Genomic DNA, 25,019 nt, shown 5'->3' on the forward strand with positions numbered 1-25,019 from the left:
CGACGCGTCGAGCCACGATGGGCGGCTCCTCGTCGTCCTTCCCCGTTATCCGGGTGTTATCTCAACATACGTCCTCTCCGTCGGCGATCGGAGTTTCGACACCAACGGACGGATTCTTCTCCGTCCCCTCCTTCCCACGTATCGCCGTCCCTCACACCACACCGGCATGCTCCGCCCCACACTGCCCGGCTCCGGGACGGTCCGCCGGGTTTCGGACGAGCCCGGGAAGCGGACGGGTAACGTGAGCACGTAAACGAAGTCGACCGAAAGGCACGTAGGTGTCGGACTCCAACGGTCAGCCCACTGCGCGGCTGAACACCTCCAAGGGAACCATCGTCGTCAAGCTGTTCGAGGAGGAGGCTCCGGAGACGGTCGCCAACTTCATCGGCCTGGCTGAGGGCACCAAGCAGTGGATGGACCCCACCACGGGCAAGCCGTCCAACAGCAGCCTGTACAACGGCACGATCTTCCACCGCGTCATCGACGGCTTCATGATCCAGGGCGGGGACCCGCTCGGCACCGGCCGCGGCGGCCCCGGCTACACCTTCAAGGACGAGATCCACCCGAAGCTGCGCTTCGACCGCCCGTTCCTGCTGGCCATGGCCAACGCCGGCCCCGGCACGAACGGCTCGCAGTTCTTCGTCACCGTGGAGAAGCCGTACTGGCTCGACGGCCGCCACACCATCTTCGGTGAGGTCGTCGAGGGGGACGACGTGGTCACCGCGATCTCCAAGGTCGACACCGACTCCCAGGACCGTCCCCGCGAGGACGTGGTGATCAACAGCATCGAGATCACCCGCTAGCCGACCGACGAGCAGGCCAGGACACCGAGGAGTGAGAGACAGACCATGACCGCGCCCCCGCCTCCGTCCGGTGCGGCACCGGAACCGGGGCCGACGGCCCCGCGCACCTGTTACCGGCACCCCGACAGGGAGACCGGGGTCAGCTGCACCAGGTGCGAACGGCCCATCTGCCCGGACTGCATGGTGGAGGCGTCGGTGGGCTTCCAGTGCCCCCGGTGCGTCGCGGAGGGGAACCGGGGCGTGCGCCGGGCCCGGACGCCCTTCGGGGGCCGGACCGTCGCCAAGCCCTACGTGACCTGGACGCTCCTGGGCCTGATGGCGGCCGGGTTCATCGCCCAGCTGGGCACGTCCGACCCCATCGGTCAGGCGGGTTACTCCGGGCTGATCCGGGAGTTCGCCATGCTCGGCTTCGGCCGGTGGGAGGACGGGACGCTCCGCGGTGTGATGACGGGCGAGTGGTACCGGCTGATCACCGCGGCGTTCCTGCACGGCAGCATCTTCCACCTGCTGTTCAACGGGTACGCCCTGTACGTCCTCGGGACGCAGTTGGAACGCTGGCTGGGCCACGGGCGGTTCCTCGCCCTGTGGGTGGTCGGCGCGCTCTCCGGTTCGGTGCTGAGCCTCCTGGCGGCGCCCACGCAGCTGTCCGTCGGCGCCTCCGGCGCGATCTTCGCCCTCTTCGGCGCGGTGCTCGTGATCGGCAAGAGGCTCGGCCTGGACCTGCGGATGGTGCTCGTGCTGATGGGGGTCAACCTCGTGTTGACCTTCGTGGTCCCGAACATCTCCTGGACCGCGCACATCGGAGGGCTGGTGGCCGGGCTCGCCGTCGGCGCCGTGTTCGCCTACCTGCCGGGCCGGCAGGCCAAGGCGTCGTCCCGGACGCTGACGCACGCCCTCCTGGTCGCCGCGCTCGTCGCCCTGCTCGCGGTCCTGGTGGCCGCTGCGCCGGTGATCGTCCTCGGCTGAGGGCCGGTGCCTCGTCGGCCCCGGGGGTTCTCCTCCGGGGCCGACGTCGTTCCGCGGGCCCACCCCGGTGCGGGCATGGCGAACAGAGCTACCCACAGCCTGTGGATAACCCTGTGGAAAACATGGATATGGGCTGTTCAGGCCCTATAAGGGGCGCGGCTCGCGCGACCGTTGACGGCTGCGTTCCGCGCACGTCCGAGACACCGCTCGCCCCGGGGGGCGTCGGGTCGGTCGGGCGTTCGCTCGGCGGGGGTCAGTGCCAGCGCGTGGAGAGGACGACGGCCACGATGATCCCGCTGAAGCCGATCAGCAGGTTCCAGTTGTGCCAGTCCTGCATGTACGGGACGTGGTCGCCCGCGATGTAGTAGACCGCGATCCAGAGAATGCCGAGGGCGAAGAAGCCCAGCATCGTCGGCACGAGCCAACGCGGACTGACCTTCGGCTTCTCTTTGGAAGGAGGCGGAGTGTAGACAGCCTTCTTCTTGCGATCGTTGCGGGACTTGGGCACGGTCGCTGCTCCAGTACGGTGGGGCGGTTCGGAACGAGAACACAGTCTACGCCCAGGGGGGAGCCCCCGTCACCGGTGGGACGCCCGGGATCCGGGGCGCGGCCGCCGGCCCCGGAACGCCCCAGGCCACACGGGTCCGGAACGGCGGACGGGCCGCACCCCTCGGGGTGCGGCCCGCCGTCCCGCTCTGCGGAGCCCCTACTGCCAGGCCGGGTGCCACTCCTGCGGACGGAAGTCCTGCGGGCGGAAGACGAAGCCGTCCGGCCCCTCCTGCCCCGGCGGCGTCCCCCCCTGGCCCGGAGGGGTCTCCTCCCCCTGGCCCGGCGGGGGCTCCTCGGATTCCGTCGGCGGCTCCTCCTCCGCCGGGGCCGTCGCGATCGTGACGGTCACCGTGGTGTTCGGCGCGACCATCTGCGCCGCCTCGGGCGACTGCGAGATGACCGTGCCCTCCGGCTGGTCCGACGTCTCCTGCTCCTGGAAGGAGGCGCTCAGGCCCACCTGGCCCAGGGCGGACTCGGCTCCCCCGCGGGTCATGCCGCGGAGGTCGGGCACCGCCACCTGGTCGGGTCCGGAGGAGATGTACAGGGTGATCGCCGTGTCCGGGGAGGCGTCGTCGCCCGCGGGCGGGTCGGTGCCGATGGCGCTGCCCTCGGCGACGCTGTCGTCCGACCTCTGCTCCGGGGTGACGTTCTCGAAGCCCGCCTCGTTCAGGGTGCTGACGGCGTCGGCCTCGCTCTGGCCCTCCACGGAGGGGATTGCCACGTCGCCCGGCCCGGAGGAGACGAAGAGGACGATCTCCTCCGTCACCGCGGTCTCGCTCTCGGCGGGCGGGTCGGTCTCGATGACCGTGCCCTCCTCGACCTCGTCGTCGGCCCGGGGCTCGGAGGTGACGTCCTCGAAGCCCGCCTCGGTGAGGGTCGCCCGGGCCTCCTCCTCGGTGGATCCGGCGACCGACGGCACCGGCACCGTCTCCGGTTCGGCGGGACCCCGGTTGAACAGGACGAACACCAGGATCAGGGAGGCGATCACGCCGACGGCGAGGAGGACCCAGAGGGCGGCCTTGCCGGCGCCGCCCTTCTTCCGCTCGTCGTCGTACCGATCGTCGTCGTAGCGGTCGTCCTCGTACCGGTCGTCGTAGTCGTCGTACCGGTCGTTCGCGGGGGGCATCGCCGTCGTCGCCCCGGCGGTGGCCATCGCCATGGTGCCCGCCTGGGTGGGCATCCCCGCCAGGCCGCGCTGGATGTCCGCCCGCATCTCGGCGGCGTTCTGGTAGCGCTCCTCGCGGTCCTTGGTCATGGCCCGGAGGGTGATGTCCTCCAGCCAGTCGGGGATCTGCGGGTCCACCTCGGTCGGCGGCACCGGGTCCTCGCGCACGTGCTGGTAGGCGATCGACACGGGGGAGTCGCCGGTGAACGGCGGCCGGCTCGTGAGGAGCTCGTAGAGCACGCAGCCCGTCGAGTAGATGTCGCTGCGGGGGTCCACCCGCTCGCCGCGCGCCTGCTCGGGCGACAGGTACTGGGCGGTGCCGATGACCTGCGAGGCCTGGGTCATGGTCGCCTGGTCGTCGTTCATCGACCGGGCGATGCCGAAGTCCATCACCTTGACCTCGGCGTTGCGGGTCAGCATCACGTTCGCGGGCTTGATGTCGCGGTGGACGATCCCGTTGTCGTGGCTGTACTCCAGCGCCTTGAGGATGCCGTCGACCAGTTCGGCGGAGCGTTCCGGCAGGAGTCTGCGGTCGTCGTCCAGGAGCTCCTTGAGGGTGCGCCCGTCCACGTACTCCATGACGATGTAGGGGATGGACACCCCCTCGACCATGTCCTCGCCGGTGTCGTAGACGGCGATGATGGCCGGGTGGTTCAGCGAGGCGGCCGACTGGGCCTCACGCCGGAACCTCGCCTGGAACACGTGGTCGCGTGCCAGGTCGTGTCGGAGGGTCTTGATGGCGACGAGCCGGTCGAGCCGCAGGTCGCGCGCGCGGTAGACCTCGGCCATGCCACCGCGCCCGACGACGACGTCGAGCTCGTAGCGTCCGCCAAGGAGCCGGGGCTGGGACATGTCGTGCACTGATCCTTGTGTCTTCCGGAAGCCGCCCGTGGGCCGCCGCCTACCCTGAGCGTCTCTCGCTCATTGCCTCGGTATCGAGATGCTGTCGGGGGGAGGTCCTCCGCCGTTGTCCTCGCCACCCGGGTCCGGGGGCGGGGGTTCCTCCTCGCCCGGTGTCTCCTCCTCCGACCCGTCGTCCTCGCCGTCCTCGGGAGGACTGCTCTCCTCTTCGTCCTCCTCCGGGAGGGGTGACTCCGCCGTCGGGGACGACTCGGTCTCCGGCGACCAGTCCGGCTGGTTGTCCGGCACGACGGGGACGTCCACCGGGGCGGACTCCTCCGGCTCCTCCGAAGGTGAGGAGGACGGCGAAGGACTCGTGGCCGGCGGCTCCACCGCGTCACGCATGGGGTCCACCTCGCGGTTGCCCCCGTAGAGGAAGCCGGCCACCACCGCGGCGACGATCAGGACCGTCGCCGCGACCGCGGCGAGCACCACGGAGGCGCTGATCCGGCGTTCGGAGGACCCTGCAAGCCTAGCGGAGTCCTCTTCCCCCACCGGGGTCACAGCCGCCTGACCGGCGGTTCGCCGGGACACCGGCCCCGTCCCGGGGTCGGGGACCGCGCCCACCACCATGGTCTGGGCCATGCCGTTGAACCCCGCGGAGGGGGTCGGCGGCCCGGTGCCCGCGTTGGAGCGGATGACCGCGGCCAGGTGGGCGACCTCGCTCGCCGAGGCCGGCCGCTCCTCGGGCTCCTTGAGGAGCAGGGAGGTCACCAGGTCGTCGATGTCGGCCGGGATGTCGTCGGGTAGTTCCGGCGGTTCGTCGCGGGTGTGGGCGAGCGCCAGCGCGACCGGGCTGTCGCCGGTGAACGGCGGGGTCCCGGCCAGGCACTCGTAGGCCACCACGCCGAGCGCGTACAGGTCCGACGAGGAGGTCGCCGGGCGGCCCGACGCCTGCTCGGGCGAGATGTACTGGGCGGTTCCCATGACCATGCCGGTCTGGGTGAGGGTCACCGACATGTCGCCGCGGGCGATGCCGAAGTCGGTCAGCTTGAGCTGCCCGTCCGGGGTGACCAGCAGGTTGCCCGGCTTGATGTCGCGGTGCACCACACCGCGTGCGTGCGCCGCCGCGAGCGCCTTGGCCGCCTGGCAGACGAAGTCGAGGGTCTGGTCCGGGCTGAGGTGGCCCTGTTCGCGCAGGACCTGGGAGAGGGGGTTGCCGACCACCAGCTCCATGATCAGGAAGGCGCGGCCGTCCTCCTCGCCGTAGTCGAAGACCTGCGCGATCCCGGGGTGCGAGAGGCCGGCGGTGATCCGGCCCTCGGTGCGGAACCGCTCCCGCGCGGTGGGCTCGGCCATCTGCGAGGGGTGGAGGAGTTTCACGGCGACGGGCCGGTTGAGCAGGGTGTCGGTGGCCTTCCAGACCGTACCCATGCCTCCCGAACCCACCTGTTCCTCCAGGCGGTAACGGTCGCTCAGAACGGTCCCGGTGAGATCACCGGGACCGTTCCGGGAAGACGGCTCGTAGGCACTCACTACTGAACCACTGCCTCCATCATCTGACGGGCGATCGGAGCGGCGAGCTCGTTTCCGCTGCCGCCGCCGAACTCGACGACGACCGCGACGGCGACCTGCGGGTCGTCGGCGGGGGCGAAACCGATGAACCAGTTGTGTGTGCTCTCCGTGCCCGTCTCGGCGGTGCCGGTCTTGCCGGCCACCTGGACGTTGGGGATCGCCGCGTTGGTACCCGAACCGCCCTCGCCCGTGACCAGGACCATCATCTCGGTCAGGTCCTGGGCGGTACTGGCGCTGACGGCCTGGGAGTAGCTCTCCGGACTGGTCTGCGTGATCACGGACAGGTCCGAGTCGCGTACCGAGTCCACCACGTAGGGTCGCATGACCTCGCCGTCGTTGGCCACACCCGCGGCCACCATCGCCATCTGGAGCGGGGTCGCCTCGACGTTGGACTGGCCGATGCCGGCGCGGCCGAGGATGTTGCGGTCCTCCTCCGGGGGCGCGAAGCTCGGGGTCACGCCGAGGGGGATCTCGAGCTCCTCCCCCTCCGGCGGGTTGAACCCGAACTTGGTGGCCTGCTCCGAGAGGGCGGTGCCACCCATCTCGATCGCCCAGTTGGCCATCGAGGTGTTGCACGAGATCTGGATGGAGTGGGCCAGGGTGTCGGGCTGGCCGCCGTTGCAGGTCCCGCCGGGGGTGGCGTTGGGCAGGTCGTGCCCCAGCGACAGCCGGTCGGGCGCGTCCATGGTGCTGTCCGGGCCCGCGTCGAGGGTCTCGATGGCCGCCGCGGCGGTCACCACCTTGAACGTCGACCCCGGGGGGTAGCGCTCGTTGAGGGCCCGGTTGAGCAGCGGCTTGGCCGGGTCGTTCTCCAGCGCCACGTAGTTGTTGGTGGCGTCCTCGAGGTCGGTGATGCTGACGACCTCGTTGGCGTCGTAGGACGGGTAGGACACCGCGCCCAGGACCGCCCCGGTGTTGGGGTCGATCGCGACGGCCGCGCCGTTCTTGCCGCCCAGGCCCGCGAAGGCCTCGTAGCCGGCCTCCTGCACCTCGGGGTCGAGGGTCAGCTGGACCTGCGCCCCCTCGGGCTCGCGGCCGGTGATGATGTCGCGGAAGTTGCGCACGGCCAGGCGGTCGTCGGACCCGTCGAGCAGGGTGTTCTCGGTGTCCTCGACACCGGAGGCTCCGTACGTGCGGAAGGAGCCGACGATCGGCGTGTACAGGCCGCCGCCGGTGTACTCGCGCTGGTAGCGGGCGGGCTCGCCCTCCGGGGAGACGTTCTCCGAGAAGGCGACGTTCTCCCCCGCGACCTGGATGGGACCGCGCGGTTCGCTGAGGCGCTCGCTGTACGTGCGCCGGTTGAGCGGGTCGGCGCGGATGGAGTCCGCCTGGAAGCCCTGGATCCAGGTGATGTTGAGCATCAGGATCCCGATGAGGATCAGGGCGAAGACGCTCAGCCTGCGGATGGGTGTGTTCATCGTCGGATCACCTGGGTCGCTCCCTCGTCCTGGATCGACTGCGGTGCCGGGCGGCGCGCGTTGTCACTGATGCGGAGCAGGATGCCCATCATGATCCAGCTCGCCATCAGCGCCGAACCGCCGGCGGCCATGAACGGCGTGGTGGAACCGGTGAGCGGGATGACGCGGGAGATGCCGCCGAGCACGATGAACACCTGGTATGCGAGGACGAACGCGATGCCGCTCGTCAGAAGCTTGTTGAACGGTCCGGTCGCCGCGAGCGCGATGCGCATGCCGCGCTCCACCAGGAGGCCGAGGACCATGAGCACGGCGAGCAGGCCGGTCAGACCGAGCTCCTCCCCGATGGACGCGAGGATGAAGTCGCTGTCCGCGGCGAAGGTGTTGTGGGCCTGGCCGCCGCCGATGCCCGTGCCGAAGAGCCCGCCGTAGGCCATGCCGACCAGGCCCTCCACGAGCTGCTGGCTGCCGCCGACCGCCTCGTAGACCTCCTGGTCGAACGTGTTGATCCAGATGTTGACGCGGGCCCGGACGTGCCAGAAGAGGAAGTAGGCGAGCGTCGCGCCGCCGGCGAACATGACCAGGCCGATGGTCACCCACGAGGAGCGCTGCGTGGCCACGTACAGCATCGCCAGGAACGTGCCGAAGAGCAGCAGGGAGGTGCCCAGGTCGCGCAGGACCACCAGCATGCCGATCGCCAGCAGCCAGCCGACCAGGATCGGGGCCAGGTCGCGGGCGCGGGGCAGCTCGATGAGGGTGAAGCGGCCGACCTTGATCGGCTTGCCGACGATCTGCAGCACCTGGCGCTTGCTCATCAGGTAGGACGCCAGGAAGATCACCAGGGCGATCTTGGCGAACTCCGACGGCTGCATGGTGAACGGGCCGATCTTGATCCACAGCTGGGCGCCGTAGACGGCGTGGCCCAGGCCCGGGATGATCGGGAGCATCAGGAGCACGATCGCGACCAGGGCGCTGATGTAGGTGTAGCGCTGAAGGATCCGGGGGTCCTTCAGGAAGACGATGATCAGGAAGCAGCAGATCAGGCCGACCGCGGTCCAGACAAGCTGCATGCCGACGCCGGCGCCCTCGATGTTCTCCTCGTGGGAGGCGTTCAGGCGCCAGATCATCGCCACGCCGATCCCGTTCAGGAACAGGGCGCACGGCATGATCAGCGGGTCCGCGTAGGGGGCGAGGAAGCGCATCGCCACGTGGGCGACGGCGGAGAGGGCGCCGAAGGTCAGGCCCACGGTCCACATCGCGGAGGGGACCTGGCCGTTGAGGTTGAGTCCGGCGATCGCGATGCCCGCCATCGTGATGAGGATCGCGATGACGGTGAGGACCAGTTCGGCGTTGCGCCGTTTGACCGGGGGCAGCGCGGTCGGCGCCTCCGGTGCTGACGTGCTGCTCAAGCCGGACTCACCCGGTCCCTTCCTCGGAGCCGGTCCCCCGGTCGCCGCCGGCGGGGCCCGAGCCCTGGTTCAGCCTCTCGACGCTCTCCCGCGCGGCCTCGAGGCTCTCAGCGGGGATCGTGTTCTCCACGGCGTCGCGGTCCGCGTCCGCCAGGGAGTCGAGGGCGATCTCGGTGTCCTCCAGCTCGTCCGACAGGCTGAAGCCGGCGATGTCGGTGTTGATGCCCTGGTAGATCGCGACGTTGCCGTTGGAGGACGGGCCGACGTAGTACTGGCTGTCCACGTACTGGCGGCCGAAGTAGTAGGTGGCCCCGGCGACGACCGCGACCACGACCACGAACACCAGCACCATCGGCCACCAGCGCCTGGTGCGGTACTCGGCGTCGGGCTCGGAGCGGCCCCGCCGGTCGGCCGGCGGGGCCTCGTAGTCGTCGTAGCCGCCGTACTGCTCCTGGAAGGCGGGCTCGCCCGGGGCGTCGTCCCGCACGGGGTCCATCTCGGCGGTGTCCCCGCCTGTGCCGCGCAGTTCCTGCGCCCGTCTCGCGGGCGAGTCGTTGCCCTGCTCCGCGGCGTCGGGCTGCTGGTCGGCGGCGCCGACGACCTGGGCGGCGGGCGTGGGGCCCTCGCGGTCGGTGTCGGTCTCGATGACGTCGGCGACGACCACGGTGATGTTGTCCGGGCCGCCCCCGCGGATGGCCAGCTCGATGAGCTTCTTGGACGCCCCGCGCGGGTCGGACTCGGTCGCGAGGGTCTCGTGGATGGTCTTCTTGCTGACCACCCCGGAGAGCCCGTCGGAGCAGAGCATGTAGCGGTCGCCGACCTTGGCGTCGTTGATGGAGATGTCGGGGTCGACCGGGCTCTTGCCGTCCAGGGCGCGCAGGATGAGGGACCGCTGCGGGTGCGTGGCGACCTCCTCCTCGGTGATCTTGCCCTCGTCCACCAGGGTCTGCACCAGGGTGTGGTCGTGGGTGATCTGCTCGAAGCGGGGGCCGCGCAGCAGGTAGGCGCGCGAGTCGCCGATGTGGATGAGCGCGACGCGGGAGCCGGACCACAGCATGGCCGTCAGGGTGGTGCCCATGTTCTCCAGCTGCGGCTCCTCCATGATCCGGCGGGAGAGGGAGGCGTTCGCCTGCTCGACGGCGCGCTGGAGGACCTCGGGCATCTCGTCCGACGTGTGGGTCTCGGAGTCGAGGCGGCGGATCGAGGAGATCGCGATGGAGCTGGCCACCTCACCGCCCGCGTAACCGCCCATGCCGTCGGCCACAGCGAGGAGGTGCTGGCCGGCGTAGCCGGAGTCTTCGTTGCCTTCGCGGAGGCATCCAACATCGGAGTACGCCGCGTATCGGAGAGCGATTGTCATTTGCGCAGTTCCAGGACGGTTTTGCCGATACGGATGGGCTGACCCACCGTGATGGGCTGGGGGCGGTTCAGCTTCTGCTGGCCGAGGTAGGTGCCGTTGGTCGAGTTGAGGTCTTCGACGAACCAGCGGCCGTTCTCGGAGTAGACGCGCGCGTGCCGGCCCGAGGCGTAGTCGTCGGTGATGACGAGCGTCGAGTCGGGGGCGCGTCCGATGGTGATGGGTTGGGACCCCAGGTCGACGGTGGTGCCGGAGAGGGACCCCTGGGTCACGGCCAGCACGGTCGGCTCGTTGCGGCGCTTGCGCTGCGGCCGGGCCTGGGAGTGGGAGGGGGCGGGCGCCTCCCTGCGCTGGGCGGGGCGCGGGCCGGGCCGGGGCTTCTTCCGCGGTTTCTTCTTGGACGGGCCGAAGAGGTCCGTGCGAATGACGCCGACCGCCGTGAGGACGAACAGCCAAAGCACCGCGAGATACGCGATCTTGATCAATATGAGGGTCAAGTTGGACATCGAACTGCTCTTCAGCCCCTGTCGTGCTTCGGCCGGGGTAGCGGTCATCGGCGCCGCCACCGTGTCTTCCCCACCTTCGGGTCGGTGAGTGTCGAGGTCGCTGGTCGCGGCCTGCGGCCGCGGTCCGTGTGCCCGATCGGTCAGGTCTTCGCGGAGACTACCTTCCCGACCGGATATCCGACAGCAGGTCCGTATTCGACCCGCCCCGGGTACGACCTGTCAGACGCCGACGGAACGGTGTTGGTTGCGGTTCGCGCCGGGCCTGATCGGTCGATTGTGGCGGGGTTCTCAGTCGCGTCGGAACGTCATGGTGGTGCGGCCGAGGCTGATCCTGCTGCCGTCCACCAGACGGGCCTGCCTGACCTGCTGGCCGTTGACGAAGGTCCCGTTCGTGGACCCCTTGTCCACGAGGACGGCCTCGTCCCCGTCCAGGCGGATCTCGACGTGGTGACGGGAGACACCGTTGTCGACCAGTCGGAGGTCGCAGTCGGTGCCGCGGCCCAGAAGGGTCACCGGGGTCGTCAGCTCGAAGGACTGCTGCATGCCGTGGCTGGCGATGCTGCCCTCCGCGGTGGCGCCGCCCGGGGAGATCAGCAGGCGCGGACGCCCGCTCTGCTGCTGGCCGGCGGGCTGGCCGGGGTCGCCGACGGGCTGTCGGACCTCTCCCTCCGGACCGACCATGGTGCCGCGCACGACGCCGGAGCGGATGCGGAAGCGGCCGGTCTTGAGGCCCTCGTCGGACCTGAAGTGGACCCGGACCGGACCGACGAAGGAGTAGCCCTGCTCCGTCGCGTAGTCACGGGCGAGCTTGGACAGTTCCTGGCCGAGGCTGTCGGCGTAGACTTCGAGCCGTTCCTTGTCGCTGGCCGCGAGCTCGACGATGAAGTCGTTCGGGACCAGGGTGCGGCCCTGGGCGACGATGGCTGCCCGCTCGTCCATCTCACGCTGGACGGCGCTCGCCACCTCGACCGGCTGGAGCTCGGACTTGAAGGCCATCGCGAAGGTGCCTTCGATCATGCCCTCAAGCCTGCGCTCGAAGCGTTGGAGCACTCCCACGAGGTACCTCCCTTTTGTACTCCACTTCGTATGTGTAGACGATCGTAACCGGGCCCGGGTGTCCCTGGTTTCAGGCGCACCCCCGGGAGGGGGTCCGGGAAGGCCCTGGAGGAGGGGCCGAAATCGGTGTGCGACCCACGTTCAGACCGTGCTAGCCTTATCCATGTCGCCAGGGGAAACGGACGAAAAGCCCGGATCACCTGGCCACACAACTGAATGCGAGTCATCCGGGCGGGTGGCGGAACGGTAGACGCGCACGGTTCAGGTCCGTGTGTCCGAAAGGATGTGAGGGTTCAAATCCCTCCTCGCCCACTTTATCCGAAGCGGCCCTGGCCACCAGTAGACCTGGTGACCAGGGCCGCTTCGCCGTCGGCGTGCCTTCCGTCCCCGGCGCAGCTCCGCCGGGGCCGCGGTCCCGGGCGGGGAGATCGTGAACCGATCGTCACCGGGAGTCCGATCGGACGGTGTGGCGCCGGGGACGCCGGGGACGGCCGCCGCACGGACGGATACGCCCGGATGGGACACTTCGGGCGTGGGAATCACCGAACGACTTCACGAGATCGGGCGACCGCTGGTCGCCGAGCAGCTGGCGCACCCGACCGTCGCGGGCATCTCCCGGGGGGACCTCGACGACCGCGCCTTCCGCTACTGGCTGGAGCAGGACCACCTCTACCTGCTCGACTACGCGCGCGCCTTCTCCCGCCTGGCCTGGCAGGCGCCCGACGGCCACCTCGCCGACCTGGTCGGCATCGCGCACAGCACCCTCAACGAGGAGCTGGAGCTGCACCGCTCCCTCTCCGGGGAGTTCGGCGCGGACCTGACCGTGAAGGACAAGGGCCCGGCCTGCGCCGCGTACACGTCGTGGCTCCTCGACGCCGCCGCCGACTACCGGGACGGCCTCGCCGCCGTCTACCCCTGCATGTGGGGCTACAACCAGCTGGGGCTGGCGCTCGCCGGGAACCGCCCGGAGGAGCCGCGCTACCGGCGGTGGGTCGACACCTACGCCGATCCCGGCTTCACGCGGCTGACGGAGCGGTACGGGCGCATGCTGGAGGAGGCCCGCCCCGACCCGGAGCGCGCGGAGCGCTTCTTCCTGGAGGGCATGCGCCACGAGGTCGCCTTCTGGGCCACCCCGTGGACACCCTGACGGCGCGCGGGAGCCGGGGCCCCGCGCGCCGGCGCCCCGGTCAGGGGTTGAGGACCGTGTCCACGGACTCGAAACGGTCGACCTCGCAGCCGCCGACCTTGTTGAACTCGGTGTCGACCTCGGTGTCCTCGACGTGCCCGGTGACGCGGACGACCTCGGGGCCGCCCATGATCATCGTGCACATCATGTCGCTGGTGTCGAGGACGAACGGCTCCGCGCCGACCTCGTCGATCCGGGCGCACGCCGCCTCGGGGTCGGGGTGGTCGCCGCCGACCGGCGCACAGGTGAGGGTCCAGGTCCCCTCCTCGTAGCCGGACTCGGGCGACAGCGACTCCTCGTCGTTCAGGGAGCGCTCGATCGTCAGCTCGACCTCGGCGTCGCCGCCGGTCGCGCCGTCGTCTCCCTGTTCCTCCCCGTCGCCGGGGGAGGAGGGTTCGGTGGTCTGGTCGGACTCGGGTGCCGGAGCGTTCACCTCTGCGGGATCGTTGCCGCAGGCCGTGATAAGCAGGCCGAGGGCTGCGAGAGCGGCGAGGCGGGTCGGCAGAGCCGTCGCGAGGGTGTGCAGTGACATACCGCTTCGACGTGGCGCGCCCGTGCCGGGTTCCCCGGTTCCTCACATTTTTCGCATCATCACGACACAGGGGGTCACAATGTTCGGGAACGGTGTTCCGGAGACCGGCGCCACCGAGGTGCCCGAGGGCGCCTACCTGCTCGACGTCCGCGAGGACGACGAGTGGAACGCGGGCCGCGCGCCCGGGGCCGTCCACATCCCGCTCGGGGAGCTGGGGCAGCGGGCCTCCGAGGTCCCGCAGGACAGGAGGGTCTACGTGGTCTGCCGTGTCGGCGGCCGCTCCGCCCAGGCCGTTGCGGCGCTGAACCAGGCCGGCTGGGACTCGGTCAACGTGTCCGGCGGGATGCGGGCCTGGGAGCACGCCGGGCGCGCCATGGAGGCGGGCTCCGGCGAGGAGCCGAGGGTCCTGTGAGTCTCCTTCGGGGCGGAATTTGATCGGATTGTGCAAAGCCCTGCCACTCGGCGGCTTTCGGGTGGCACTATGACGTCGTGAGTTCCGAGCGCGCGCCCCTCAGCGCCGAAGCCGTGCTGGCCTCGTCAGCGGACGCGGTGGTCGGTCTCGACAGCGAGCTCCGGGTCACCGTGTGGAATCCGGCCGCCGAGCGCATGTTCGGCTGGAGCGCGGACGAGGTGCTCGGCGGCGAGCTGCCGATCGTCCCCGCCGAGCTGAAGGGCGAGCACGGCGCGGTGCTCGAACAGGTGCGCGCCGGGAACCCGCTGGCGGTGTACACGCGCCGGGTGCGCAGGGACGGCACGGTCCTCGACGTCCGGATCGGCGCCAACCGGGTGGCCGGGGCCGACGGCCGGTTCCTCGGCTGGGTGCTCAACCTCCACCCCTCCGACAACGACGTGCAGGCGCAGCGCTCGGCCATGGAGCGGGCCAGGCTGGTGCGCCGGCTCACCGACGTGGTCGTGGACATCAACGCGGACCTCAGCCTCAAGTCGGTGCTCGACCGGATCTCCCGGGGCATCACCGAGCTGACCGGCGCGGACGCGGGAGGGTTCGTCCTCCTCGACGAGGACCGCGTGGAGCTGGTGAGCATCTCGGCCCTGTCCGACGAGCTCCAGGGGTTCACCGCCCCGCTGGAGGACAGCCTGTTCGGGGAGCTGCTGCGCAGCGGCAAGTCCGTCCTGCTGGCCAACGAGGACACCCGCGGCCTCCAGGACCTGGTCTGGGCCGACCTCCCCGGCCTCCACACCATCGCCCTGTGCGTGACCAACGTGCACGGCCGCCCGTACGGCGCCCTCTACGCGCTCTACAGCCAGCGCAAGGTGGGACACATCGAGCTGGAACTGCTCGAACTCCTCGCCGCGCACGCCGGGGTGGCGATCGGCAACGCCCTGGCCTACGAGGAGCTCAACCTCCAGCGCGTCCACGAACAGGCCGTGGCCGACTCCAGCGCCGACGGGATCGCCGTGCTGGACTTCGGCGGCCGGGTGCGCAAGTGGAACCGCTCGGCGGTGGAGCTGACCGGCTACCCGTTGGAGGCGGTCGAGGGCCGGCACCCGCCCTTCCCCCTGCCCGCGTGCCACGGCCAGCCCGTCAAGCACAAGCTCAAGGACGGCCGCTGGCTGGAGATCCTCATGGCGAGGATCCCCCGCACCCACGAGTGGGTGGTGGACTTCCGCGACATCACCGCGCAGAAGGCCATGGAGGAGGAGCGCGAGGACTTCCTGGCCACCAGCGGCCACGAGCTGCGGACCCCCATCACGGTGATCCACGGCTACGCGACCACCCTCATGCGCAAGTGGGCGCGGCTCACCCCGGACTCCCAGTACGAGGCGGTCGGCACCATCGCGGACCGGTCCTCGGCACTGGTGACCCTCGTGGACCGGCTCCAGCTGGGATCGGACGTCTCGCGCGGGGAGATCCGGGTCAGCCGGGACAGGTTCGACCTGCTCGACGTGCTGAGGCAGGCGGTCAGCGCGTTCCGGCCGCTCTCGGACCGGCACGAGGTCTCCCTGGACGGGCCCGACGAGCTCCCCGCGACGGCGGGGGACTCCCTGGCCACGGGCATGATCATGGACCAGCTGCTGGACAACGCCCTCAAGTTCTCGCCGGAGGGCGGCCACGTGCACGTGACCGCCAGGGCGGAGGAGGAGGCCGTCGCGGTCACCGTGGACGACGAGGGCGTGGGGCTGCGCCCGGGGGACGAGGAGCGGATCTTCGACCGCTTCGTGCAGGCGGGGGCGCGCGGGGACGGGGAGACCGGTTTCGGCGGGCTGGGGCTGGGTCTGTACATCGTGCGGCAGCTGGCCCGCGACCAGGGCGGGGACGTGACCGCCCAGCGGTTGGAGCGGGGGACCAGGATGCGCTTCACGGTGCCGCTGCACCGTGGCGAGGCGCCGGATCCCGAGAAGGGAGAGGACGCCGGGGCGGAGGAGTCCCCTGTGGCGGCCGCGGTGCGCACGGGCGTCACTGGTGGGGCGCGAGTGACAGACATCTCCCACCAGCCACCTGCGTCCCAAAAAACTACAAAAACCTCTTCAACCCCCGAATCCCTGTCACGACAGCGATCCGTGCGCCGGAGCGCCAGCCCCACCCCGTGATTCATCTCGACGTGGGTTTCCTTCCGAGGTGATCGGGGCATTTCCACCCCTGGTGGAATTCGCTGCCACACTTCGGGCGGGTTCCGGTCCGCCCGAGAGAGCACGAACGCGCAGGGACAGAACGTGTCAGGTGACAGCACCCCAGGTGATTCCGGGGACCGCCCGCAGAAGGTCGAGCGGAGCGTCGTACTCCCCTACGACCCCGCGAGCGTGGCGGGAGCCCGGCAGCGGCTGTGCGGGGACCTGCACGCGATGGAACTCGGTGAGGACCGCGTCGACGACGCCGCCCTCGTTCTGAGCGAACTCGTCAGCAACGCCCTCCGCCACGCCAGCCCCCTGCCCACACCGGGCAACCCCGAGAACTCCGTCGGCGTGTCCTGGAGGGTCGAGGTGGACCGCGGTCCGCGCCCCGGGGGCTGGGTGGAGATCTCGGTGCGCGACGGCGGGTCCAGCACGATGCCCCGGGTGGCGATGCCCTCCGTGTCCGGGCTGGGCGGCCGGGGCCTGGGCATCGTCCAGACCCTGTCGGGCCGCTGGGGCACCGAGATGGACGCGACGACCACCACGGTGTGGGCGGTCCTGGAGCTCTCCGCGGACGACGTCGGCCGCGCAGAGCGGGGGACGGACACGGACCGCGGCTGCGGTGTCGTCGACCAGCTCGTGGACCGGAGGGCCGCCGACGTCGTCGAGCTGCGCCTCCACCTCCGTGACGACCAGCGGGCCCGGAGCGCGCTGCTCTGAGGCACCCCGCGAGGGGACTCCGGCGTCGGCACCCGGAGGAACGTGACCGATGTAGCGAAACACCGTCAACACACCGTCACCGAAGTGGCCCGGGGGTGGACGGGGCGCTACAGTCACGTCCGTGGAGTTGAAGATATCAAGCCGATCTCAAGAAGACGTCGCGGTGGTAACCGTGGGCGGTGAGATCGACCTGTACACGGCGCCCCAGCTGCGCAGCGAGCTCGTCGGAGCCCTGGAGGACGGGGCGCGGCGGCTGGTCATCGACATGTCGCGGACGGAGTTCTGCGACTCGACGGGCATCAGCGTGCTGCTCTCCGCCATGAAGCGCGCTCGTGACAAGGGCGGTGAACTGGAGCTCGTGGCGCCCAAACCGGCCGTCATGAAGGTCCTGGAGGTCACCGGACTGGTCGAGGTGTTCGTCATCCACGCCGATCTCGACGCGTTGCCGGTGGCCGCGGGGACCGGCAAGGCCCAGTAGACGGGGCGAGGTGCGCGAGGGGGAGGCCGGCGGCCCGGAGGAGACCGGGGTCGCCGTGGTGATCGCCGCCAAGGACGAGGCCGAACGGGTCGGCTGCACCGTGCGCGCCGCCCGCGACCTGCCCGGTGTCGACCTGGTCGTCGTGGTCGACGACGGTTCCGCGGACACGACGTCGGACGTCGCGCTCCGGGCCGGAGCGCGCGTGTTCAGGCACAGCCGCAACCGGGGCAAGGGAGCGGCGATGGAGACGGGCGCCGAGGGCGTCCGGCTCATCGAGGAGGACGAGGCGGAAGCCGGTACGCGCCGCCCGCCCCGGCACCTGCTGTTCCTCGACGCCGACCTGGAGGGCACGGCCTCGGGGGCCGCCCCGCTGATCGAACCGGTCGGCACGGGGAAGGCCGACATGACCATCGCGCTCTTCCCCGCCACCCGCATGCGCCTGGGCGGCCACGGTTTCGTGGTGCGCCTCGCCCGGGGCGGGGTCAGCCGGGCCACGGGCTGGGAGCCGGAGCAGCCGCTCAACGGCCAGCGCTGCCTGACGCGCGCGGCCTTCGAGGCGGCCAGGCCGCTGGCGCCCGGTTTCGGGGTGGAGACCGGCCTCACCATCGACGTGCTCCGGGCGGGGTTCCGCGTGGAGGAGGTGGAGGTGCCGCTGGAGCACCGGGCCACCGGCACCGACCTCAGGGCGCAGATGCACCGCGCGCACCAGTTCACGGACGTGGCGAGGGCCCTGATGGCCAGGGGGTTCCGGCCCGCGGTCCGGCGCGGATGGGACAGGGCCCTGGGGCGCACGACGTTCACGCGACGGCAAATGTCGCGAAAATTCGGGCACAGGGATCGGGGAAATAGCCAGGAGTGACACCATAGGTGCTTTGCGTAGCGATACGCTCGCGCTGTGTTCACTACGCTCATTGCCTCGCTGGGTCTGATCGCCGGCCTGGGCGGACTCGCCCTCGGCGGATACGCCCTGAACAGGGCCCGCGCGCTCGGCGACGAAACCCAGGTCCTGGCCACCCGCACGGCCGCGGTGGGCGCCTCGGGCGTCGACCCGTTCGCCGTCCGTGACGTGGCCGTACTGCACTACGACGCCCTGGAGGAGATGTCGGGCGCCCGCTCCTTCTCCCTCGCACTGCTCAACGGCCAGGGCGACGGGGTCGTCCTCACCTCCATCAACGGCCGCACCGAGGCGCGCACCTACGCCAAGGCCGTCGTGCGCGGCGAGGGCCGCGTCCTGCTCAGCCCGGAGGAGGACCGCGTGGTCCGGTCGGCCCGGCTGGGCAACGGCGTCGGCGCCCTCGTGCCCGCGCCCTCGGCCCCGGTGGACCCGGTCGGGACCGCGGCTGCCGGGGCCGCGGTGGCCGGCTCCGACGGCAGCGGCGCGGAGCCCGCGGCGGACTCCCTGGTCACGGTGCTGTCATCCGTGGAGGACATGGACGACACGGACCACATGGACGACGCGGAGGGCTGCGACGCGGACGACCGCTCCGGGGACGGGGAGGGCTCCGGACAGGAGGACGGAGCCGGGATCCGCGCCTCGGTCGGGGACGCGGAGGACGGCGTCCCGGAGGTCGCGGCGCGCGCCGGCCGCACGTCCGGGGGCGCGGGCTCCCTGAAGGAGAAGGTGGACGGGAGCACCTCCGCCCGCGGGTGACCCGCCGCCCGGCCGACGTGCGTGTCCCCAGGGGCCACGCGCCGTCCACCGGTCCGTATAGCCTGGCACCATGCCCAACCGCTACGCCTACCTCGGCCCCGAGGGCACCTTCACCGAGGCCGCGCTGCGCGCGCTGCGCCCCGAGGCGCCCGACGGGGCGCGCGTTCCGTGCGACGGCGTCGCCGCGGTCTTCGACGCCGTCCGGACCGGCACGGTGGACGGCGGCGTCGTCCCGCTGGAGAACTCGGTGGAGGGCGGCGTCACCGCCACCATCGCCGAGCTCGTCAACGGGGAGCCGCTCCTCATCACCGGTGAGACGGCGATCCCGGTCGAGTTCGCGCTGTTCGCCCGGCCCGGCACCGTCCTGGAGGACGTCAAGCGGGTGGCCACCCACCCCCACGCCCTCGCCCAGTGCCGAGGCTGGCTCGCCCGGCGGCTGCCCGACGCGGAAACGCACACGGTCTCCTCCACCGCCGCCGCCGCCCGCACGGTCTCCGAACCCGGCGCGCCCTACGACGCGGCGATCTGCGCGGTGATCGCGGGCGAGCGGTACGGGCTGCACGCGCTCGCCGTCGGGATCGGCGACCGGGGCGGGGCCGCCACCCGGTTCATCTACCTGTCCAGGCCCGGCGCGGTCTCCGCGCCCACCGGGGCCGACCGGACCTCGCTGGTCGCCTTCATCTCCGACGACCACCCCGGCGCCCTGATCGAGGTGCTCAGCCAGTTCTCCGTCCGCGGGGTCAACCTCACCCGGCTGGAGTCGCGCCCCACCGGGGACAAGCTCGGCAGCTACTGCTTCTGCATCGACGCGGAGGGCCACGTGGCCGAGGCCCGCGTCGGCGAGGCCCTCATGGGCATCCGGAGGGTCTGCCGGGACGTGCGCTTCCTCGGCAGCTACCCGCGGGGCGGCGAGGCCGTCGAGACCGACCCCCCGCTCCGGCCCCGTCCGGCCACCGACGCGGAGTTCGCGGAGGCGGAGCAGTGGCTGGCGCGCATCCGTGCCGGACACGTCGACTGACGACCGCGCCGGCCGTCCCGGCCGGCGGCCCCGCGACGGCCTCCTCCACAGCGGTCCCCCCGCACGCTGGCGGGGAGGCCGGGCGATGTTCCCCACCAGGATGCCGAAGAACGAGGTCCCCCCGCACGCGGGCGGGGAGGCCGCCGCCGTGCGTCGGCGGCGCGGTCCGGGGAAACGATGTGACCGCCGCCGAGCCCGGGCGGTAACCTGCAAGACGTGATCGACCTTCGCGCTCTTCGAGAAGACCCCGAACGACTCCGCGCCTCGCAGCGCGCCCGCGGGGAGGACCCCTCCGTCGCGGACCGGCTGCTCGAACTCGACTCCGGCCGCCGCGCCGCGCTGACCCGGTTCGAGACGCTGCGCGCCGAGCAGAAGAGTGTGGGCAAGTCCGTCTCCAAGGCCTCCGCGGAGGACCGCGAGGAGCTCCTGACCAAGGCCAAGTCGCTCGCGGCCGAGGTCAAGGAGGCCGAGGCCGAGGCAGGCCGCCTCGCCGAGGAGCTGGCCGCCGTCCTGGCCCGCGTCCCCAACATCGTGGAGGCGGACGCGCCCGAGGGCGGCGTGGACGACTTCCGGGTCCTGGAGACCGTCGGGACGCCGCGCGAGTTCGACTTCACCCCGCGCGACCACCTGGAGCTGGGCGAGATGCTCGGCGCCATCGACATGGAGCGCGGCGCCAAGGTCTCGGGATCCCGCTTCTACTTCCTCACCGGCGTGGGCGCCCAGCTGGAGCTGGCACTGCTCAACATGGCGATGAACCAGGCCGTGGCCGCGGGCTTCACCGCGATGATTCCGCCGGTCCTGGTCAAGCCCGAGACCATGGAGGGCACCGGCTTCCTCGGCGAGCACGCCGACGAGGTGTACCGGCTGGCCGCGGACGACCTGTACCTCGTGGGCACCTCCGAGGTGCCGCTGGCCGGGTACCACGCCGGGGAGATCCTGGCCTCCGACGACCTGCCCAACCGGTACGTGGGCTGGTCGACGTGCTTCCGCCGCGAGGCCGGCTCCTACGGCAAGGACACCAGGGGCATCATCCGGGTCCACCAGTTCAACAAGGTGGAGATGTTCGTGTACGCCCACCCGGACCGGGCGCACGAGGAGCACGAGCGGCTCCTCGCCTGGGAGCGGGAGATGCTCGACAAGCTGGAGCTGCCCTACCGCGTGGTGGACATCGCCGGGGGCGACCTGGGCACCAGCGCCGCCCGCAAGTTCGACTGCGAGGCGTGGGTCCCCACCCAGGAGACCTACCGCGAGCTGACCTCCACCTCGAACTGCACCGACTTCCAGACCCGGCGCCTCAACGTGCGGTTCCGGGGGGAGGACGGCAAGCCCCGCTTCGCCGCCACCCTGAACGGGACGCTGGCCACCACACGGTGGATCGTCGCCATCCTGGAGAACCACCAGCGCGCGGACGGATCCGTGGTCGTCCCCGAGGCGCTGCGCCCCTTCCTGGGCCTCGACGTCCTGGAGCCGGTGAACGCCAAGTAGCGCCCGTGCACGCGAGGAGCCCCCGCCCACAAAGGGCGGGGGCTCCTCGCGTTCGGGACCCTGGCTACAGGTAGGGGCCGGATCCGTGCGGCTCGTCGCCGGCCACGGACGGGCCGTCCTGGGCCTGGAGGCCGGAGAGGCCGGGCGGCAGCGCCTTGCGCATGTTCTCCAGCTGGGCCCTGGCCGCCATCTGCTGGGCGAACAGGGTCGTCTGGATGCCGTGGAACAGGCCCTCGAGCCAGCCCACCAGCTGCGCCTGGGCGATGCGCAGCTCCGCGTCGCTGGGCGCCGACCCGTCCGCGAACGGCAGGGTCAACCGGTCCAGCTCCTCGATGAGCTCGGGGGCGAGGCCGTCCTCGAGCTCCTTGATCGAGGAGGTGTGGATCTCCTTGAGGCGGGTGCGGCTGGCCTCGTCCAGCGGAGCGGCCTTCACCTCGTCCAGGAGCTGGCGGATCATGCTGCCGATCCGCATCACCTTGGCGGGCTGCTCCACCATGTCGGCGAGGGAGCGGGGCTCCTCCGCGCCGTCGTCGTCGGCCCCGTCGTGCTGGTCGACCCCCATGACCAGTACCTGGGGCTCGTCCTTCTGGTCGTCTGCGCTGCTCATCAGTTCCCTTACGTGGATGTACCGGCACGCCGTCAGAGGGTGAGGAGAATCTTTCCGGTGTGCGCGCTCGATTCCATGACGCGATGCGCCTCCGCCGCGTTCCGCATCGGTACAGAACGGTCCACGACGGGGCGGATGGCTCCTTGTTCTACCAACGGCCACACCTGCTCCAGTACTCCCGCGACGATGGCCGCCTTCTCGTCCAGGGGACGGGAGCGGAGCGTCGTCGCGTGTACGGAGAGCCTTTTCGCGAGCATACGCCCCAGATCGGCCTCGGCGCGTCGGCCTCCCATCAGGGCGATCATCGTGATGCGGCCGTTCGTCGCCAGCGAACGCAGGTTCGCGTCGAGGTAGGAGCCGCCCATGATGTCGAGGATGAGGTCGGCGCCGCCCTCCTCGCGCATGCGCTCGGCGAAGTCCTCGGTCCGGTAGTTGACGGTGATCTCGGCGCCCAGCTCGCGGCAGCGGGCCAGCTTCTCCTCGCTGCCCGCGGTGACCGCCACGCGGGCGCCCAGGGCCCGGGCGAACTGGATGGCGAAGGTGCCGATACCGCTGCCCCCGCCGTGCACGAGGACGGTCTCCCCCGCGCGCAGCCCGCCGACCATCACGAGGTTGGACCACACCGTGGCGGCCACCTCGGGCAGGGCGGCGGCCTCGGCCAGGCCGACGCCCTCGGGCACGGGGAGCAGCTGCCCCACGGGGACGGCCACCTTCTCCGCGTAGCCGCCCCCGGACAGGAGGGCGCACACGGGGTCGCCCACGGACCATCCGGAGTCCTCGGTGCCGGGGCCGAGCGCGGCCACGGTGCCCGAGCACTCCAGGCCCGGGTACTCGGAGGCGCCGGGTGGGGGCGGGTAGGTGCCCTGCCGTTGCGCGACGTCGGCGCGGTTGACCGCGCCGGCGGCCACGTCCACCAGGACCTCCCCCTCTCCTGCGACGGGGTCGGGAACCTCTGACCAGGCGAGGACCTCGGGTCCTCCTGGTGCGGTGATACGGATCGCGTGCATGAGCCAGACAGTACCCGGGGAGGTTCAGGGACGGTGCTACGGATTGCCCTGTCCACCGACCCCCGGGGGATGCTTCCCTGGGGTGGGGCGGGTATGAGTGACACCAGGAAGCGGATCCCGCCTCTCCCTTGTGGAGTGTCCCTTCCTCCACAGCACACCCCCTTCAAGCAGGAGAACTCCGGTGGCACACCAGGAACAGCATGGGACGGGTCGCAGCTCCGATGCGGGCACGGGTTCGGAGGCCGAGGAGAGGCCCGAGTCCCTCTGGGAGGGTACGGACGGGGGCGCCGAGGGGACCGGCGAACCGTCCGCCGAGGCCGCTCCGGAGCCGCCCGCGCCCACGCCGCGGGAGCAGTGGTTCGGCGGGTTCGAGGGGGCGGCCCCGCCCCCGCCCCCCTACGCCCGGCTGCCCGAGGGCGCTCCTCCCCCGCTGCCGGGGACCGGCTACCAGGCGCCGCCGCCGGACGAGGACGACGGTCCGGACGGGCCCGGGGCCCCGGAACGCCCCGAGGCCCCGGAGGACACCGCGGACTCCGACGAAGAGACGCGGAGCTCCACGGTCCGGCTCCTGCCGGGCGCGGTCCGGCGGCCGCAGCGCCCCCAACGGCCCCAGCGACCCCAGAGGCCCGCCCGACCGGGCGGAGGGGGGCCGGACCCCCTCGCACCGCGCAGGCTCCGGGGCGACTCCGACGTCCCCGAGCCCGAGCAGCTACCGCCGCTCGACACCGAACGCCCGGACCCCTCCGGGGCGGACGGCACGGAAACCGGTGCGGGCCCGGTCCCGGGGGCGGACGGGACCCCGGGACCGGACTCCGCACCGGACGCGCGACCGGCGCCGGGCCACGGGGCCGACGGGTTCGGAGCCGGGTCGGGGCCGACGCGGGCCCCCGAACCCGGGCCGGTGGCGGGCCCGTGGGCGGACGACGAGCGCACCGACCCCCTCCGTCCCGCGGGGGCGGGGCCCTCCGACCCCGGCCCGGTGCGGTCCGAGCCGCTGCCGCGCCGCGGCCCCGAACCCCCGCCCACCCTCACCGGCCCGCGGGCCGGACTCGCGCCCGCGCCCGCGCGCCCCTCCGGGCAGCAGGCCCAGAGGCGCCCCGACCAGGAGGGGGAGACCGCCGACGCCCTCAACGCGGCCACGCTGGTGCGCAACCGGCGCCAGGGGCCGAGCGGCGGCTGGCGCCGCGCCGTGCACTCCGCCACCCTCGGCCTCGTCAACCCGGGGGAGTCCGCCAAGGTCCTGCGCCGGCGCGAACTGGTGGCCCGCGCCTGCACCCCCGTCGCGACCGGGCACCACCGGGTGGCGGTGCTCAGCCTCAAGGGAGGGGTGGGCAAGACCACCACCACGGTCGCGCTGGGCGCGACCCTGGCCTCGCTGCGCGGCGACCGGGTCCTCGCCGTGGACGCCAACCCCGACCGCGGCACGCTGTCGGACAAGGTGCGGCTGGAGACCGCCGCGACCATCCGCGACCTGCTCAACGAGCGCCACCTCGTGTCGCGCTACGCCGACATCCGCGGGTTCACGTCCCAGTCGCCCAGCCGCCTGGAGATCCTCGCCTCCGACCGCGACCCCGCCGTCTCCGAGGCGTTCAGCGACGGCGACTACCGCGAGGTGGCCCGGATAGTCGAGCACTTCTACTCCATCTGCATCACCGACTGCGGCACCGGCCTCCTGCACTCGGCGATGCGCGGGGTACTCGGGCTCGCCGACCAGGTGGTCCTGGTCAGCTCCGCCTCCGTGGACGGGGCCCGCAGCGCCAGCGCCACCCTGGACTGGCTGGAGGCGCACGGCCACGGGCCGCTCGTGCGCGGCGCCGTCGTGGTGCTGTCGATGGTGCGGTCCAACAGCAAGAGCAGCGTCGACCTCAACCGGCTGGAGGGCCATTTCGCGAGCAGGTGCCGCGACGTGGTCCGGGTGCCCTGGGACGGCCACCTCGAGGAGGGCGCCGAGGTCGACCTCGACCAGCTCGCCCCGGGGACGCGGGACGCCTACCTCCAGTTGGCGGCGTCGGTCGGGGAGGCGTTCGCCTGGCGCGGGTGAGGACGGTCGGGACGGGACACAACGCGCGGAGGGCGCCTCTCCGGTTTACGGGACCCGCTTCCGGACAATGGTGGGGAGGGAA

Annotated in this window: 23 protein-coding genes and 1 tRNA gene; 13 read left to right on the top strand and 11 right to left on the bottom strand. The window is 71.6% G+C overall.

Annotated elements, in window-relative coordinates; translation table 11 throughout:
* Nucleotides 1-278 precede the first annotated feature (278 nt).
* Entirely contained in the window at nucleotides 279-803 is a 525-nt protein-coding gene (locus ABZ234_RS18415; RefSeq protein WP_267947409.1) for a peptidylprolyl isomerase, read from the top strand.
* Between the two features lie 45 nt (nucleotides 804-848).
* On the top strand, nucleotides 849-1,769 hold the full coding sequence (locus ABZ234_RS18420; RefSeq protein WP_267947410.1) for a rhomboid family intramembrane serine protease: 921 nt from the start codon (nucleotides 849-851) through the stop codon (nucleotides 1,767-1,769).
* Between the two features lie 253 nt (nucleotides 1,770-2,022).
* Here the strand turns inward: ABZ234_RS18420 and ABZ234_RS18425 are convergent, their stop codons facing one another.
* From ABZ234_RS18425 to ABZ234_RS18460, 8 genes are all read right to left on the bottom strand, one after another.
* Complete coding sequence (locus ABZ234_RS18425) at nucleotides 2,023-2,277, bottom strand: cell division protein CrgA (protein WP_267947411.1); 255 nt, start codon at nucleotides 2,275-2,277, stop codon at nucleotides 2,023-2,025.
* Nucleotides 2,278-2,475: 198 nt separating this feature from the next.
* Nucleotides 2,476-4,335: a Stk1 family PASTA domain-containing Ser/Thr kinase gene (gene pknB / locus ABZ234_RS18430; RefSeq protein WP_355012896.1), complete on the bottom strand. Its 1,860-nt coding sequence runs from the start codon at nucleotides 4,333-4,335 to the stop codon at nucleotides 2,476-2,478.
* Between the two features lie 69 nt (nucleotides 4,336-4,404).
* Nucleotides 4,405-5,859, bottom strand: a complete 1,455-nt coding sequence (locus ABZ234_RS18435) for a serine/threonine-protein kinase (RefSeq protein ID WP_355012897.1) — start codon at nucleotides 5,857-5,859, stop codon at nucleotides 4,405-4,407.
* The gene (locus tag ABZ234_RS18440) at nucleotides 5,859-7,316 is read right to left on the bottom strand and encodes a penicillin-binding protein 2 (protein ID WP_355012898.1); all 1,458 of its coding nucleotides are present in this window, start codon (nucleotides 7,314-7,316) and stop codon (nucleotides 5,859-5,861) included. The genes ABZ234_RS18435 and ABZ234_RS18440 overlap by 1 nt, the downstream gene beginning before the upstream one ends.
* Nucleotides 7,313-8,722 carry an FtsW/RodA/SpoVE family cell cycle protein gene (locus tag ABZ234_RS18445; protein WP_344178984.1) on the bottom strand — a complete coding sequence of 470 codons (1,410 nt, stop codon included), beginning with the start codon at nucleotides 8,720-8,722 and terminating at the stop codon, nucleotides 7,313-7,315. The genes ABZ234_RS18440 and ABZ234_RS18445 overlap by 4 nt, the downstream gene beginning before the upstream one ends.
* Nucleotides 8,723-8,729: 7 nt before the next feature.
* Nucleotides 8,730-10,082 carry a Stp1/IreP family PP2C-type Ser/Thr phosphatase gene (locus ABZ234_RS18450; protein ID WP_355012899.1) on the bottom strand — a complete coding sequence of 451 codons (1,353 nt, stop codon included), beginning with the start codon at nucleotides 10,080-10,082 and terminating at the stop codon, nucleotides 8,730-8,732.
* Entirely contained in the window at nucleotides 10,079-10,633 is a 555-nt protein-coding gene (locus ABZ234_RS18455) for an FHA domain-containing protein (RefSeq protein WP_276567180.1), read from the bottom strand. The genes ABZ234_RS18450 and ABZ234_RS18455 overlap by 4 nt, the downstream gene beginning before the upstream one ends.
* Before the next feature lie 240 nt (nucleotides 10,634-10,873).
* The gene (locus tag ABZ234_RS18460) at nucleotides 10,874-11,635 is read right to left on the bottom strand and encodes a DUF3662 and FHA domain-containing protein (protein WP_267950197.1); all 762 of its coding nucleotides are present in this window, start codon (nucleotides 11,633-11,635) and stop codon (nucleotides 10,874-10,876) included.
* 235 nt (nucleotides 11,636-11,870) lie between these two features.
* On the opposite strand from ABZ234_RS18460, the gene ABZ234_RS18465 reads away from it, so the two are divergent.
* A tRNA-Leu gene (locus ABZ234_RS18465) sits at nucleotides 11,871-11,953 on the top strand.
* A gap of 220 nt (nucleotides 11,954-12,173) precedes the next feature.
* Nucleotides 12,174-12,788, top strand: a complete 615-nt coding sequence (locus tag ABZ234_RS18470) for a TenA family protein (protein WP_267947418.1) — start codon at nucleotides 12,174-12,176, stop codon at nucleotides 12,786-12,788.
* A 40-nt stretch (nucleotides 12,789-12,828) separates the two neighbouring features.
* Here the strand turns inward: ABZ234_RS18470 and ABZ234_RS18475 are convergent, their stop codons facing one another.
* On the bottom strand, nucleotides 12,829-13,359 hold the full coding sequence (locus tag ABZ234_RS18475; protein WP_355012900.1) for an SSI family serine proteinase inhibitor: 531 nt from the start codon (nucleotides 13,357-13,359) through the stop codon (nucleotides 12,829-12,831).
* Nucleotides 13,360-13,438: 79 nt separating this feature from the next.
* On the opposite strand from ABZ234_RS18475, the gene ABZ234_RS18480 reads away from it, so the two are divergent.
* The 8 genes from ABZ234_RS18480 to serS all read left to right on the top strand — a co-directional run bounded on the left by ABZ234_RS18480 (nucleotide 13,439) and on the right by serS (nucleotide 21,282).
* A complete protein-coding gene (locus tag ABZ234_RS18480) occupies nucleotides 13,439-13,771 on the top strand; it encodes a rhodanese-like domain-containing protein (protein ID WP_267947420.1) in 333 nt (110 codons plus the stop codon).
* Nucleotides 13,772-13,848: 77 nt separating this feature from the next.
* Nucleotides 13,849-15,909, top strand: a complete 2,061-nt coding sequence (locus ABZ234_RS18485) for a PAS domain S-box protein (RefSeq protein WP_355012901.1) — start codon at nucleotides 13,849-13,851, stop codon at nucleotides 15,907-15,909.
* A gap of 123 nt (nucleotides 15,910-16,032) precedes the next feature.
* Nucleotides 16,033-16,650 carry an ATP-binding protein gene (locus ABZ234_RS18490; protein ID WP_344178993.1) on the top strand — a complete coding sequence of 206 codons (618 nt, stop codon included), beginning with the start codon at nucleotides 16,033-16,035 and terminating at the stop codon, nucleotides 16,648-16,650.
* A gap of 121 nt (nucleotides 16,651-16,771) precedes the next feature.
* On the top strand, nucleotides 16,772-17,128 hold the full coding sequence (locus tag ABZ234_RS18495) for an STAS domain-containing protein (protein WP_267947423.1): 357 nt from the start codon (nucleotides 16,772-16,774) through the stop codon (nucleotides 17,126-17,128).
* A 10-nt stretch (nucleotides 17,129-17,138) separates the two neighbouring features.
* A complete protein-coding gene (locus ABZ234_RS18500) occupies nucleotides 17,139-17,987 on the top strand; it encodes a glycosyltransferase (RefSeq protein ID WP_355012902.1) in 849 nt (282 codons plus the stop codon).
* Nucleotides 17,988-18,023: 36 nt separating this feature from the next.
* Nucleotides 18,024-18,779 carry a DUF4446 family protein gene (locus ABZ234_RS18505; RefSeq protein ID WP_355012903.1) on the top strand — a complete coding sequence of 252 codons (756 nt, stop codon included), beginning with the start codon at nucleotides 18,024-18,026 and terminating at the stop codon, nucleotides 18,777-18,779.
* A gap of 70 nt (nucleotides 18,780-18,849) precedes the next feature.
* Nucleotides 18,850-19,797, top strand: a complete 948-nt coding sequence (pheA, locus tag ABZ234_RS18510; RefSeq protein ID WP_267947425.1) for a prephenate dehydratase — start codon at nucleotides 18,850-18,852, stop codon at nucleotides 19,795-19,797.
* Between the two features lie 216 nt (nucleotides 19,798-20,013).
* Entirely contained in the window at nucleotides 20,014-21,282 is a 1,269-nt protein-coding gene (serS, locus tag ABZ234_RS18515) for a serine--tRNA ligase (RefSeq protein ID WP_355012904.1), read from the top strand.
* 64 nt (nucleotides 21,283-21,346) lie between these two features.
* On the opposite strand, the gene ABZ234_RS18520 is transcribed toward serS, so the two are convergent.
* Entirely contained in the window at nucleotides 21,347-21,889 is a 543-nt protein-coding gene (locus ABZ234_RS18520; RefSeq protein ID WP_276567181.1) for a bacterial proteasome activator family protein, read from the bottom strand.
* 32 nt (nucleotides 21,890-21,921) lie between these two features.
* The gene (locus ABZ234_RS18525; RefSeq protein WP_344178998.1) at nucleotides 21,922-22,896 is read right to left on the bottom strand and encodes an NAD(P)H-quinone oxidoreductase; all 975 of its coding nucleotides are present in this window, start codon (nucleotides 22,894-22,896) and stop codon (nucleotides 21,922-21,924) included.
* A gap of 181 nt (nucleotides 22,897-23,077) precedes the next feature.
* Between ABZ234_RS18525 and ABZ234_RS18530 the strand changes: the two genes are divergently transcribed.
* Nucleotides 23,078-24,937: an AAA family ATPase gene (locus ABZ234_RS18530; protein WP_355012905.1), complete on the top strand. Its 1,860-nt coding sequence runs from the start codon at nucleotides 23,078-23,080 to the stop codon at nucleotides 24,935-24,937.
* Nucleotides 24,938-25,019 lie beyond the last annotated feature (82 nt).

This window comes from Nocardiopsis sp. NPDC006198 (genome assembly GCF_040613895.1).
Taxonomy (GTDB): domain Bacteria; phylum Actinomycetota; class Actinomycetes; order Streptosporangiales; family Streptosporangiaceae; genus Nocardiopsis; species Nocardiopsis tropica.

Coding starts and splice junctions, on each gene's coding strand:
- ABZ234_RS18420 (WP_267947410.1), top strand. CDS start 849: ATGACCGCGCCCCCGCCTCCGTCCGGTGCGGCACCGGAACCGGGGCCG.
- ABZ234_RS18440 (WP_355012898.1), bottom strand. CDS start 7,316: ATGAACACACCCATCCGCAGGCTGAGCGTCTTCGCCCTGATCCTCATC.
- ABZ234_RS18525 (WP_344178998.1), bottom strand. CDS start 22,896: ATGCACGCGATCCGTATCACCGCACCAGGAGGACCCGAGGTCCTCGCC.
- ABZ234_RS18480 (WP_267947420.1), top strand. CDS start 13,439: ATGTTCGGGAACGGTGTTCCGGAGACCGGCGCCACCGAGGTGCCCGAG.
- ABZ234_RS18475 (WP_355012900.1), bottom strand. CDS start 13,359: ATGTCACTGCACACCCTCGCGACGGCTCTGCCGACCCGCCTCGCCGCT.
- ABZ234_RS18455 (WP_276567180.1), bottom strand. CDS start 10,633: ATGACCGCTACCCCGGCCGAAGCACGACAGGGGCTGAAGAGCAGTTCG.
- ABZ234_RS18520 (WP_276567181.1), bottom strand. CDS start 21,889: ATGAGCAGCGCAGACGACCAGAAGGACGAGCCCCAGGTACTGGTCATG.
- pknB (WP_355012896.1), bottom strand. CDS start 4,335: ATGTCCCAGCCCCGGCTCCTTGGCGGACGCTACGAGCTCGACGTCGTC.
- ABZ234_RS18450 (WP_355012899.1), bottom strand. CDS start 10,082: ATGACAATCGCTCTCCGATACGCGGCGTACTCCGATGTTGGATGCCTC.
- pheA (WP_267947425.1), top strand. CDS start 18,850: ATGCCCAACCGCTACGCCTACCTCGGCCCCGAGGGCACCTTCACCGAG.